Origin of the sequence: Streptomyces sp. NPDC056373 (assembly GCF_042262425.1) — a bacterium.
GTDB lineage: Bacteria > Actinomycetota > Actinomycetes > Streptomycetales > Streptomycetaceae > Streptomyces.
On record NZ_JBHJPX010000003.1, the window covers coordinates 229,340 to 241,757 of the forward strand.

The window sequence follows — 12,418 nt, forward strand, 5'->3', positions numbered from 1 at the left end:
GAATCGAGCCAGTCGGCCCATCGGTCGCACGGTTCGTCCGGCGGAAACGGAAGGCCGGGGCGGCGAGCCCTCGGCGGAGGTCGTCACGGCGGGTGGGCCTGTTAAATTCCAGGCCAGTCGCAGAGTGCGGGTGTGAACGGGAAGGCGGAGGCCATGGCAACCCACGGAGCGCGGGGCCGAAGTGGTGGCCGGCCCACCCTCGAAGAGGTGGCGGCGCGCGCCGGTGTCGGCCGCGGCACCGTCTCGCGGGTGATCAACGGTTCGCCCCGGGTCAGCGACGCGACGCGTGCTGCCGTCGAGGCGGCGGTCGCGGAGCTCGGCTACGTCCCCAACACCGCCGCCCGTGCCCTGGCCGCCAACCGTACGGACGCGATCGCGCTGGTCGTGCCCGAGCCGGAGACCCGGTTCTTCGCGGAGCCGTACTTCTCGGACATGCTGAAAGGCGTCGGGGCGGCGCTGTCCGACACGGAGATGCAGCTGCTGCTGATCTTCGCGGGCAGCGACCGCGAACGCGCCCGGCTCGCCCAGTACCTGGCGGCCCACCGCGTGGACGGCGTCCTGCTGGTCTCGGTGCACGCCGACGACCCCCTGCCCGACCTGCTGGCCCAGCTGGAGATCCCGGCGGTGATCAGCGGCCCGCGTTCGGCGGCGGAGACCCTGCCGTCGGTCGACTCCGACAACTACGGCGGTGCCCGCCAGGCCGTCGAGCACCTGCTGTCCCGGGGCCGCAGCCGGGTGGCCCACATCACCGGCCGCCTCGACGTCTACGGTGCCCAGCGTCGTGTCGACGGCTACCGCGAGGCCATGAGCGACGCCGGCCTCGGGGTGGACGAGGGGCTGATCGAGTCGGGGGACTTCACGGAGGAGGGCGGCCACCGGGCCATGGAGGTCCTGCTGGAGCGCCACCCCGACATCGACGCGGTCTTCGCCGCCTCCGACGTCACCGCGTCCGGAGCCCGCCGGGCGCTGCGCGAGGCGGGCCGCCGCATCCCGGAGGACGTGGCGCTCGTCGGCTACGACGACTCCGCCATCGCCCGCCACATGGAGCCGCCCCTGACCAGCGTCCGCCAGCCCATCGAGGAGATGGGCCGCCGGATGACAGACCTCCTGCTCACCGAGGTCGCCGACCGCCGCCCGCTGGCGTCCCGCGGCCTGGACCGCCGACAGCTGGTCCTGGCCACGGAACTGGTGTCCCGCTCGTCGTCGTGACCGGCCGTCCCCACCTGGAGGTCGTGGGCCCGGGCGAACGGTTCACCGCCGTCGCGGAGTCGGCGGCGGTGTGCCGAGGGTGGGGTGGCGGCGCAGGGCGTCCAGGCCGTCGGGCACGAACAGCCGCTCCTGGATCGCCTCCCGGAAGGCCGCCTCGCCGAACCAGCCGTGCCAGGCGATCTCGGACGGGTCGGGGGCGAGGCGCTCGGGGACGACGGCCTCGTGCACGCCGAGCCAGTACGGGCTGATCGCCCCGCGGCAGAGGAACGAGAACACGAACCGCACCCGTGCCCGGACGCCCAGCTCCTCCGCCAGCTCCCGGGCCGCCGCCTCCTGGTACGACTCGCCGACCGCGACGCCGCCGCCGATCAGCCAGTCGTGGTGGCCGGGGAAGCGGGACACGTGCTCCGGCCTGCGGTGCACCAGCACACGCCCCCGCGCGTCCCGGCAGACGGTCGTCGCGACCCGGTGCAGCCAGCCGTTGCGGATCGCCTCGTCCCGGTCGACCACCCCGACGACCCGGTCCTGCTCGTCGACCCGTTCCACCAGCTCACCCATGGGCCTCACGATCGCACGCGCTCACCCCCCGGGTGCCGCCCGGCGTACCAGGTACACCGCCGCCGTCACGACCAGCACCGCCATGCACGCGATGAACACCAGCCCCGCCCCCTCCAGGCCGATCGGACCGGTCAGCAGGCCGACGCCGATCACCGGGAGGGAGATGCCCGCGTAGGCCACCACGAACAGGGTCGAGATCACGGCCGCGCGCTGGTGTGCGGGGGAGGCCTCGGCCACGTCGGACAGGGCGCCGCGGAACGCCAGGCCCTGGCCGATCCCGCCGACGAGCGCGCTCGCGATCAGCAGCGCCATCTGGTCCCACCGCAGCGCACCGGCGAGCAGCGCGAGACCGGTGAGGAGCCCGGCGCACCCCAGCGGCAGGGAGCGCCGTACGCCGACCCGGCCGACCGCCAGCTGCCCGGCCGTCGACGAGAAGAAGGCCAGCGCGACGAGCAGCCCGCTCACGGCGTGGTCGTCCACGTCCAGGGACTCCACGAGGAAGGCCGGGCTGACCGAGGTGAACACCCCGAACAGGGCGAATCCGACGAAGGAGGCGGTGGCGGCGGGGCCGAACACCGCCCGCACCTGCGGCGGCAGCGCCGGCCGCTGCGGGCGTACGGCGTGCAGCGGCTGCCGGTCCCGTACCGTCTCCGCGAGCCACAGCAGCACGGCGGCCGAGGCGGCCACCAGGGCGAGGTGGGTGACGAACGGCAGATACAGCGGCCAGGGCGCGTACTGCGCGAGAAGCCCGGAGAGCAGGGGGCCGCAGCCCAGTCCGCCCATGTTGGCGGCGGTCGCCACGAACGTGGCCCGGGAGGCACCGCCCTGGGGCGCCAGCTCCATCACGTACGCCGTGGCCGCCCCGGTGAACAGCCCGGCGGACAGCCCCGACAGCAGCCGCCCCGCGTAGAGCCAGCCGAGGCCGGTGGCACTCAGGAAACAGACGGCGCTCAACGCCGCGAACCCCAGGCCGCACAGCAGCACCGGGCGCCTGCCCACGGCGTCCGAGGCGTTGCCGATCAGCAGCAGCACACCGATCACCGCGAAGGCGTACAGGGCGTACACCACCGTGACCGTCAGCTCGGAGAAGCCGAACTTGTCCTGGTAGAGGGGATAGAGGGGAGTCGGCAGCGTGGTGCCGGCCATGCAGACGGCGAACACCGCCCCGCTGAGCACACACGCGCGCCATCCCGGGCGTCGACCGTCCATGCCGCCGACGGTAGCCAGCCTGCCGGGCCGCTCCGGGCAGGCGCGCAAAAAGCTTCAGCCGGTGACTTCTTCGCGAAGCCACCGGCTGATTACTCAGGGTGAGTGACGGGACTTGAACCCGCGGCATCCTGGACCACAACCAGGTGCTCTACCAGCTGAGCTACACCCACCATGACCGGCTTGGAGGTCAGTGACTTCCCTGACCGGCCGAGAAAAAGTGTACAGGGTCCGAAGGGGTGCTCGCGCACAGCTTTTCCCGCGCCGCCCCGACGGGGCGCCCACGCCGCCCCTGACGGGCCCCGCCCCGCCTACTGAGCGGGCAGAACGTGCTTCGCCGCGATCGTCCTGGCGGTGTCCGAGTCGGGCCCGGGCTGCGGGACGAACACGGCCTCGCGGTAGTACCGCAGCTCCGCGATCGACTCGCGGATGTCGGCGAGCGCGCGGTGGTTGCCGTTCTTCTGCGGGCTGTTGAAGTACGCCCGCGGGTACCAGCGACGCGCCAGCTCCTTGACCGACGACACGTCGACGATCCGGTAGTGGAGGTGGTTCTCCAGCGTCGGCATGTCGCGCAGCAGGAAACCGCGGTCCGTGCCGACGGAGTTCCCGCACAGCGGGGCCTTGCCGGGCTCCTTGACGAACTCCCTCACATACGTCAGGACCTGGTCCTCGGCGTCCTTGAGGGTGGTCCCGGCGGCGAGTTCCTCGAGCAGCCCGGAGGCGGTGTGCATCTGACGCACCACGTCCGGCATCGTCTCCAGCGCCTGGTCCGGCGGCCGGATGACGATGTCCACGCCTTCTCCGAGCACGTTCAGCTCGGAGTCGGTCACGAGGGCGGCCACCTCGATGAGCGCGTCGTCCGACAGCGAGAGGCCGGTCATCTCGCAGTCGATCCACACCATGCGATCGTTCATGTGTCTAACCTTACGGCCCGCCGTCCCCGGCCGGGCCGCCCGTACCGGGAAAGCCGCGGGGCCCGCGGGAGGCATGCTCCTCGCGGGCCCCGCGGCTACCTGTTCACGGCGCGCTGCGCTGCCCTGGCAGGCTCCCCGACAGGGCCGGGGACTGGCCGGCCGCGCTCGCCGCCGCCGTACGGCGGGACTGCAGCGGCACCGGGTGCTCCGGGTGCAGTGCGGCCGGTCCCTGGCCGGGCTGGCCCGGGTGCCCCGCGTGTCCCGGATGGCCGGGCATGCCGGACCCGGGACCGCCCGGTGCGCTCTCGGTCTCCTGGGGCCGCTCACCCTGCGGACGCCGGGCGCGGTACGCCGCCCGGTACGCGGCAGGCGACGAACCCAGCTGGCGGCGGAAGTGCCCGCGCAGGGCGACCGGCGACCGGAAGCCGCAGCGCCCGGCCACCTCGTCCACCGAGTAGTCCGACGTCTCCAGCAGGCGCTGCGCCTGGAGGACCCGCTGCGTGATCAGCCACTGCAGCGGGGCGCTCCCGGTCAGCGAGCGGAAGCGGCGGTCGAACGTACGCCGGCTCATGTACGCGCGTGCCGCCAGTGTCTCCACGTCGAACTGTTCGTGGAGGTGCTCCAGCGCCCAGGCGACGACCTCGGCGAGCGGGTCGGCGCCGATCTCCTCGGGTAAAGACCTGTCGAGGTAGCGCTCCTGCCCGCCACTGCGGCGCGGCGGCACGACGAGCCGCCTGGCCAGGGCCCCGGCCGCCTCGTTCCCGTGGTCCGTGCGCACGATGTGCAGGCACAGGTCGATGCCCGCCGCGGTGCCCGCCGACGTCAGCACGTCGCCGTCGTCGACGAACAGCTCACGCGGGTCCACGTGCACCGACGGATAGCGCTTGGCCAGCGTCGGTGCGTACATCCAGTGGGTCGTCGCGGGGCGGCCGTCCAGCAGGCCGGCCGCCGCGAGCACGAAGGCGCCGGTGCACAGCCCGACGATGCGGGCGCCCTCCTCGTGGGCGCGGCGCAGCGCGTCGAGCGCCTCCTCCGGTGGCGGAGAAGTGATCGAACGCCAGGCCGGTACGACGACCGTGCCCGCGCGCGAGATCGCTTCCAGGCCATGTGGTGCGGTGAGTTCGAGTCCTCCCGTGGTCCGTAGCGGACCCTCCTCGCCCCCGCACACCAGCAGTCGGTAGCGCGGTACGCCGGCGTCCTGGCGGTCAACCCCGAACACCGACAGCGGTATGGAACTCTCGAAGATGGGGCCGCCGCTGAACAGCAGCACCGCGACGATCTCCTTGCGGCGTCGCCCGGAAAGTTTCCGGGCCGCGGCTTCCGGCGCGGCAGTGGAGTCGTGGCTCATACTGCTAAGCCCCCCTCGGTGGTCGCGGCTCCTCGGTTGTGTCGCTCCTGCACGTTTCCCCTCGGTCCTGCACGAGTCCCCCGCCGTAGACAGTCAAGATCGAATCTACTGTGTGCCGTCGCGCCGAAGTGGCCGGTTCACCACTCGGCACATTGTCGACTTGGCAACTTGGCGTAAAGCATTCGATCACGAAGCGTTGCACTCGTGGGCCGTGCAGGGAAGTGCGCCTCGTCGCAGTGGCCAATCCACGTAGGGTGCGCGGACCCCCTGAGGCCCTTTCCGTGCAGGTCGAACGGGGGTTGGGGGGTGGTTGGACGGGGTGATGTGCAGGTACCGGAAGTTGGCTGAAAAGCGCCGTGTGTGTGCGCGGAAACCGGTCAGCTGACCGGTGTATCTCCGCCGGTGTGCCGTCCGCCACGGTGCGACCCCGTACCGGTGCGGTGCCGCCGGCCCCGGTGGGGTGCCCGGTCCTCGGCCGCGAGCCGGGCCGCGCCGCGCTCGGACTGGCGCAGCAGGACCCGGCAGGCGCCCGTGACGGCCGCGAGCCCGAGGGCCGTGCCGGCGGCGCCGGCGAGTGAGGCGCCGCAGCCGAGGAGCACCACCGGGACGAGCAGGCAGCTGAAGGCAGCCCAGCGAACCACATCCGTCGCGGTGTCCCGCGGCGGCGGGGCCGCGCGGTCCGCCTCGGCGGCGGGGCGTGGTGCGGACATGGTGCTCCCTGTGGCGTGACTCACCGGGTTCAACGCGCGGCCGGGGCGTCGGTCACTGGCCGCACCCGTCGCCCACGTGTCCACGTGCAAGTGAATCCCGTGCAAACCGCCTGTACAGCGCAGCAACCATTGCGTTACGGGCGGTGCCTCGTGCATGCTCCCTGGAACCCGCACGCACCGTGAGCGGGATCTGGGCTAAGGAGGCGTGGCGCCGTACCCTTGAGGGTATGGGGTTGGGAAGACCATTCCCGGACACAGCTCCGCCGCACACTGATGTCCCTCCCATACAAGGATCACAACGCCGAGACAGCCATGGCCGGTCACGAATTCTTCGAACCCGCGGACCGCAAGCGGCCCGTCGCCGATCCCACGGCGGCCGAGCCCCTGGCGGCGAAAGAGCCACGCCATTCCTGCGATCCCGCCTTCAAGCACGGGGTCGTCGTCGGCTTCGACGGCTCCACGTCCAGCGAGCGCGCCCTGGCCTACGCCATCGGCATGGCCCATCGTTCCGGGTCGGGCCTGATCATCGTCCACGTCGCCAACCGGCTGCCGACCACGGTGTGGGCCGGTTGCGAGCCGCCGGTGTTCGTGGACGTGCCGGACCACCGCACCGAGGTGCTCGGACTCGAGCTGGCCTGTGCGGACTATCTCGCCGAGGTGCCCTGGATCCTGGTCGAGCGCGGCGGTGACATCTGCCACGAACTCGAAGAGGTGGGCCGGGAGTACGAGGCCGACGCGATCGTCGTCGGCTCCACCCATGGTCTCGTGGGGCGCATCTTCGGCTCGGTCGCCGGGCGGCTCGCCAAGCGGGCGCAGCGGCCCGTCATCGTCATCCCCTGAGCTTCGGCTCCCTTGGTGCGACGCGCGAATTCTCCTCGCGCGCAGAGGTGTTTGTGCCTTTGTGAAGGGCATATACGGAACACCGCACAACTGCACCTGCACGAAGGGAGCCCGCCGTGGACAAAGACGTCTCCGCGGGAAGCGGAATCACGACCGTGGCCGGTCGACTCGCCCTGGGAATCACCCTGTTGGCCTTCGGGGTGGGGCATACCGCCGTGATCGACGGTGTGTCAGCCGCTGACGCCGCGTCAATCGCCCAGTACGTGGGCGGCATTGCGCTCTTCGTCGCGGGGCTCGTGGCCCTGCGGGAGGGTGACGCCGCCGGTGGTACGGCGTTCTCGGTGCTCGGGGCGCTGTGGTTCACGTGGGCCGTGTCGGAGACCGCCTCCGGCAACGGGGCAGGGGTGTTCCTGCTGTTGTTCGCCCTCGTGGCGCTGTCCCTGACGCTCGCGGGTGGGGATCGGCTCGGACAGGTGACGTACGGGCTGTTCTTCGCCGCCCTGCTGCTCATGGCGGTCGCCGAGTTCGCCGGCGGCGAGGGGCTCACCAAGGTGGGTGGGTGGTTCGCCGTGGCCGCGGGGGCGGTGGCCTGGTACGCGGCGACCGCTGCGCCGGCGCACTGGCCTGCGGCGCTTTCGCGGCGGGCTGCCGGCGGGGGCGTGACGGCCACCGGCTGAATCGGCAGCCGATGCCGGGGAGTTGGGCGGCTTCCCGGTGATGAAAACGGACCCCCCGTGCAGGTGGCAGCACGCGGGGGTCCGTCCTCTTTCGTCGGCCGTGCGGGTCCGTGGGGGCCGTTCGCGCAGTTCCCCGCGCCCCTAAAACCTATTCAACCGTCACCGACTTGGCGAGGTTGCGCGGCTTGTCGATGTCGCGGCCGAGTACCAGGGCCACGTGGTACGCCAGGAGCTGGAGCGGGATGCCCATGAGGATGGGGTCCAGCTCGTCCTCGTTCTTGGGGACGACGATCGTCTCGTCGGCCTTCTCCTGGGGCTGGTGGGCCACGGCGAGGATCCTGCCGCTGCGGGCCTTGATCTCCTCCATCGCGGCGCGGTTCTTCTCCAGGAGGTCGTCGTCGGGGACGATCGCGACCGTCGGCAGGGCCGGCTCGATCAGGGCCAGCGGGCCGTGCTTGAGTTCCGAGGCGGGGTAGGCCTCGGCGTGGATGTAGGAGATCTCCTTGAGCTTCAGGGAGGCCTCGCGGGCCACGGGGTAGCCGCGGACGCGGCCGATGAAGAGCATCGAGCGGGCGTCGGCGTACTGCTGGGCCAGCTTCTTGACGTCCTCCTCGCCCTTCATGATCTCGGCGATCTGCTCGGGCAGCTTGCGCAGGCCCTCGATGATCCGCTTGCCGTCCCGGACCGACAGGTCACGGGTGCGGCCGAGGTGGAGGGCGAGGAGGGCGAAGGCCACCGTGGTGTTGGTGAAGCACTTGGTGGACACGACGCAGACCTCGGGGCCGGCGTGCACGTAGATGCCGCCGTCCGCCTCACGGGCGATGGCCGAGCCGACCACGTTCACCACGCCCAGGACACGCGCGCCCTTGCGCTTGAGCTCCTGCACGGCGGCCAGCACGTCGTAGGTCTCGCCGGACTGGGAGACGGCGACGTAGAGGGTGTCGGGGTCGACGACCGCGTTGCGGTAGCGGAACTCCGAGGCCGGCTCGGCGTCGGCGGGGATGCGGGCCAGCTGCTCGATCATCTGGGCGCCGATCATGCCCGCGTGGTACGAGGTGCCGCAGCCGAGGATCTTCACGCGGCGGATGCGGCGGGCCTCACGGGCGTCCAGGTTCAGGCCGCCCAGGTGCACGGTGGAGAAGCGGTCGTCGATGCGGCCGCGCAGCACGCGGTCCACGGCGTCGGCCTGCTCGTGGATCTCCTTGTGCATGTACGTGTCGTGGCCGCCCATGTCGTAGGAGGCGGCCTCCCACTCCACGGTGGTGGGCTCGGCGGTGGTCCGGGTGCCCTCGGTGGTGTAGGTGCGGAAGTCGTCGGCCTTGAGGGTGGCCATCTCGCCGTCGTCGAGGGTGACGATCTGACGGGTGTGGGAGACCAGCGCGGCGATGTCGGAGGCGACGAACATCTCCTTCTCGCCGATGCCCAGGACGACCGGGGAGCCGTTGCGGGCGACGACGATCCGGTCGGGGAAGTCGGCGTGCATGACGGCGATGCCGTACGTGCCCTCGATGAGCCGGAGGGTCTCGCGGACCTTGTCCTCCAGCTTGGTCGCCTGCGAGCGGGCGATGAGGTGGACCAGGACCTCGGTGTCGGTCTCGGAGAGGAACTCGACGCCGTCCGCCTCCAGCTTGCGGCGCAGGTCGGAGGCGTTGTCGATGATGCCGTTGTGGACGACGGCGACCTTGCCCTCGGCGTCGAGGTGCGGGTGGGCGTTGACGTCGGACGGGGCGCCGTGGGTGGCCCAGCGGGTGTGGGCGATGCCGGTCGTGCCCTTGAAGCGGGCCGGGACCTTCGCCTCCAGGTCGCGGACGCGGCCCTTGGCCTTGACCATCTTCAGACGGCCGCTCGAAGGGGTGGTGACGACGATGCCCGCGGAGTCGTAGCCGCGGTACTCAAGGCGCTGCAGGCCCTCCAGGAGCAGGGGCGCGACGTCACGCTTCCCGATGTAACCGACGATTCCGCACATGGATACGTATTCCTAGCCGTAGACGATGCGCCGCAGCTGCCGGAGCGAGAGCTCCGGCGGGGCCACCGCGCGGTACTTGAGGTCCGCCTCGATCCGTTCGAAGATCTCCGCGTTGACCAGGCCCTGGGCCTGGAGCTCGCGGTGGCGGCGACGGACGTACTCCTCGGTCGTCTCGTCGAAGTAGGCGAGCACGTCCTGGATCACACGCAGCGCCTCGCCCCGGCCGAGGGCGGTGGACCGCGTCAGATGATCAACGAGTTCGTCGTGCACTCGCTAGATCTTGGGGCACCGGCGATGGTTTCGCAAGAATTCTGCCCGATTTCGGGCAGACCCTTGTGGGGAGCTTTTGGGGGAACGTTGAACGTGTCATGAGTGCCTGTTCGTGATCCGTCCATCGGGCGTCCGGGATCCCGTTGCTCGAGGCGTCGATTTTTGGACGCCATGGACACTCCTCGTATGGGCGTACCGGAGCGGCTCGCCGAGCGCATGAGCATGGCCGAGCAGCACGAGTACCTGCACGCAAAGTTCTCCCGTCGCACGATGATCAGAGGCGGTGCCGTCACGCTCGGCGCCGTCGCGGGTGGCGCGTTCGTGCCCGGCGCCACCGCCCAGGCCGCCGTGCCGACCGCCCGCACCGCCCCGGCGACCGCCTCCGTCGACGGCGCCCTCGTCGCCCCCTTCGGCCGCCACCTCGCCTACGGCACCGACCCGCGCACCGAGATGACCGTCTCCTGGCAGGTCCCCGTCGCCGTCAAGAAGCCCTTCATCCGGATCGGCGCCCACCCCACGGACCTCTCCCGCAAGATCGAAGCCGAGGTCCGCACCCTCTTCACGCCCGCCGGAGTCGGCGCGAGCGGCAACCACACCCAGTACTACGTCCACGCCAAGCTGAGCCACCTGAAGCCGGGCCGGACGTACTACTACGGCGTCGGCCACCAGGGCTTCGACCCGGCCGAACCGCACCTGCTGGGCACGCTGGGCACCTTCACCACCGCCCCCGCGCACAAGGCGCCGTTCACCTTCACGGCCTTCGGCGACGAGGGCGTCAGCTACCACGGCCTCGCCAACAACAGCCTGCTGCTCGGCCAGAACCCGGCATTCCACCTGCACGCCGGCGACATCGCCTACGCCGACCCGTCCGGCTCCGGCCAGACCTCCGACACCGGCTTCGACTCCCGGATCTGGGACCAGTTCCTCGCCCAGACCGAGTCCGTCGCCAAGTCCGTCCCCTGGATGCCCGCCTACGGCAACCACGACATGGAGGCCTGGTACTCGCCCAACGGCTACGGCGGCGAGGAGGCCCGCTGGACCCTGCCCGACAACGGCCCCGACAAGAAGAACCTGCCGGGCGTCTACTCCTTCGTCCACGGCAACACCGCGGTCATCTCCCTCGACGCCAACGACATCTCCTTCGAGATCCCGGCCAACCTCGGCATCTCCGGCGGCACCCAGACCAAGTGGCTCGAGGCGCAGCTCAAGAAGTACCGCGCCTCCCACGACGTCGACTTCATCGTCGTGTTCTTCCACCACTGCGCCTACTGCACCTCCACCTCCCACGCCTCGGAGGGCGGGGTCCGGCAGGAGTGGGTGCCGCTGTTCGAGAAGTACACCGTGGACCTGGTCATCAACGGCCACAACCACCAGTACGAGCGCACCGACGTGATCAAGGGCGACAAGGTCGCCAAGAAGCTCCCCATCGGCGGCACGGCCTACCCCGAGACCGACGGCGTGGTCTACGTGACGGCCGGTGCGGCCGGACGCAGCCTCTACGCGTTCAGCGCCCCGCTGTCGTACGAGGGCAACGAGCACGACGTGGACTCCGTCGCCTCGTTCGTCAACGTCAAGGGCGGCAAGCAGAACGAGACCGTCGCCTGGTCCCGGGTGCGCTACCTCGACTACTCGTTCCTGCGCGTGGACGTCACCCCCGCGCCGAAGGGCCGCCTGGCCACGCTGACGGTGCGGGGCATCGCCGAGAGCGGTGACCAGGTCGACCACTTCACCGTGGCGCGCCGGGCGAAGTGACCGCGAGCGCTACATCCGCTTGAGGATCGCCTGCTTGGCCAGGGTGAACTCCTCGTCCGTCAGCACGCCCGCGCGGTGCAGCTCCCCGAGCTCGCGCAGGCGGCGCAGCAGGGCGTCGTGGTCGGCCTCGGCGGACGCGACCGGAGCAGAAGGCGGCTCCGGTCGCGCGTCCACCGGGTCCGCGGCGGCCCGGGCCGGGTGCGGAAGCCTGGCCTGGACCGCCGCCGCGACCAGCGCCATCAGCGGGTCCTTCTTGAAGCCCCACAGCTCCACGGCGTTGGGGTCGTACTTGGGCGGGGTCTTGGTGGGCGCGTGCCGCACCGTGAAGCGCAGGTGCCCGTTCTCCAGACCGGCCGCCGGGTGCCACTCCACACCCGTGATGTCGCAGAGCGCGAGCGTACGGGCGCCGGCGGCGGCCTTGGCGTCCTCCGTCTTCCAGTTCCACTCCAGGCGTATGCGCTCGCCGTCGAAACCGGCGGTGCCGTCACCGGCGGAGACCGACAGCGGGACCGAGGGCCCCGGCAGCAGATACGCGTCGACCGGCCCGGCGGGGACCTGGTCGAGGAGCAGAGCGCTGCGGACCTCGTCCACGAGGTACTCGGCGACGCCGTAGCGGTCGGGCTCCACGATCAGCTGGTAGGGGTCGTGCGGCTCGGTGAGCCGGCCGCCGGTGGCGAGCAGCAGAGGGTCGGCGCCGTCGCGCAGCCGGAGCCTGAGCCGCCCCGACTTCTTGCCCTGCTCCAGGGAGACACCGGCCAACGCGCCTAACGGTACGACCAGTTCACCCAACTCTCTGCGCAACAGACTGACGTTCTTGTCCCGTCCCGGAGTCAGCCGCAGCGCGTCCCCGTCGAAGGTCCACGTGCCGTCCTTCTGGATGATTTCCGCCATGGGGCGGATTGTTCCACGCAGTTCCCCACGTCCCTGAAGGCAAGAAGACGAGCACCCCGGAGGACCGTACTCCGGGG

The 12,418-nt window shown here is 71.1% G+C and carries 12 protein-coding genes and 1 tRNA gene; 4 read left to right on the forward strand and 9 right to left on the reverse strand.

Going from position 1 to position 12,418, the window contains the following annotated elements; genetic code table 11:
* Positions 1–153: 153 nt before the first annotated feature.
* A complete protein-coding gene (locus ACFCXS_RS07880; RefSeq protein ID WP_376642173.1) occupies positions 154–1,209 on the forward strand; it encodes a LacI family DNA-binding transcriptional regulator in 1,056 nt (351 codons plus the stop codon).
* A gap of 42 nt (positions 1,210–1,251) precedes the next feature.
* Here the strand turns inward: ACFCXS_RS07880 and ACFCXS_RS07885 are convergent, their stop codons facing one another.
* The 6 genes from ACFCXS_RS07885 to ACFCXS_RS07910 form a co-directional block, all read right to left on the reverse strand.
* Positions 1,252–1,767: an NUDIX domain-containing protein gene (locus ACFCXS_RS07885; protein ID WP_376642174.1), complete on the reverse strand. Its 516-nt coding sequence runs from the start codon at positions 1,765–1,767 to the stop codon at positions 1,252–1,254.
* A 21-nt stretch (positions 1,768–1,788) separates the two neighbouring features.
* Positions 1,789–2,976, reverse strand: a complete 1,188-nt coding sequence (locus ACFCXS_RS07890; RefSeq protein ID WP_376642175.1) for an MFS transporter — start codon at positions 2,974–2,976, stop codon at positions 1,789–1,791.
* 97 nt (positions 2,977–3,073) lie between these two features.
* Positions 3,074–3,146, reverse strand: a tRNA-His gene (locus tag ACFCXS_RS07895).
* A 138-nt stretch (positions 3,147–3,284) separates the two neighbouring features.
* The gene (orn, locus tag ACFCXS_RS07900; RefSeq protein WP_376642176.1) at positions 3,285–3,887 is read right to left on the reverse strand and encodes an oligoribonuclease; all 603 of its coding nucleotides are present in this window, start codon (positions 3,885–3,887) and stop codon (positions 3,285–3,287) included.
* Between the two features lie 103 nt (positions 3,888–3,990).
* A complete protein-coding gene (locus ACFCXS_RS07905; RefSeq protein ID WP_376642177.1) occupies positions 3,991–5,235 on the reverse strand; it encodes a helix-turn-helix domain-containing protein in 1,245 nt (414 codons plus the stop codon).
* A gap of 377 nt (positions 5,236–5,612) precedes the next feature.
* Positions 5,613–5,945, reverse strand: a complete 333-nt coding sequence (locus ACFCXS_RS07910; protein ID WP_376642178.1) for a hypothetical protein — start codon at positions 5,943–5,945, stop codon at positions 5,613–5,615.
* 312 nt (positions 5,946–6,257) lie between these two features.
* On the opposite strand from ACFCXS_RS07910, the gene ACFCXS_RS07915 reads away from it, so the two are divergent.
* Positions 6,258–6,785, forward strand: a complete 528-nt coding sequence (locus ACFCXS_RS07915; RefSeq protein WP_104779789.1) for a universal stress protein — start codon at positions 6,258–6,260, stop codon at positions 6,783–6,785.
* 116 nt (positions 6,786–6,901) lie between these two features.
* Positions 6,902–7,462, forward strand: coding sequence for a GPR1/FUN34/YaaH family transporter (locus tag ACFCXS_RS07920; protein ID WP_376642179.1), 561 nt, complete (start codon positions 6,902–6,904; stop codon positions 7,460–7,462).
* Between the two features lie 148 nt (positions 7,463–7,610).
* Here ACFCXS_RS07920 and glmS read toward each other — a convergent pair whose 3' ends face one another.
* Positions 7,611–9,428 carry a glutamine--fructose-6-phosphate transaminase (isomerizing) gene (glmS, locus tag ACFCXS_RS07925; protein WP_376642180.1) on the reverse strand — a complete coding sequence of 606 codons (1,818 nt, stop codon included), beginning with the start codon at positions 9,426–9,428 and terminating at the stop codon, positions 7,611–7,613.
* Positions 9,429–9,440: 12 nt separating this feature from the next.
* Complete coding sequence (locus ACFCXS_RS07930) at positions 9,441–9,698, reverse strand: hypothetical protein (RefSeq protein ID WP_104779792.1); 258 nt, start codon at positions 9,696–9,698, stop codon at positions 9,441–9,443.
* A 186-nt stretch (positions 9,699–9,884) separates the two neighbouring features.
* Here ACFCXS_RS07930 and ACFCXS_RS07935 point away from each other — a divergent pair, with 186 nt between their 5' ends.
* On the forward strand, positions 9,885–11,450 hold the full coding sequence (locus tag ACFCXS_RS07935) for a fibronectin type III domain-containing protein (RefSeq protein ID WP_376642181.1): 1,566 nt from the start codon (positions 9,885–9,887) through the stop codon (positions 11,448–11,450).
* Positions 11,451–11,459: 9 nt separating this feature from the next.
* Here the strand turns inward: ACFCXS_RS07935 and ACFCXS_RS07940 are convergent, their stop codons facing one another.
* Positions 11,460–12,341, reverse strand: a complete 882-nt coding sequence (locus ACFCXS_RS07940; RefSeq protein WP_376642182.1) for a DUF4429 domain-containing protein — start codon at positions 12,339–12,341, stop codon at positions 11,460–11,462.
* Positions 12,342–12,418 lie beyond the last annotated feature (77 nt).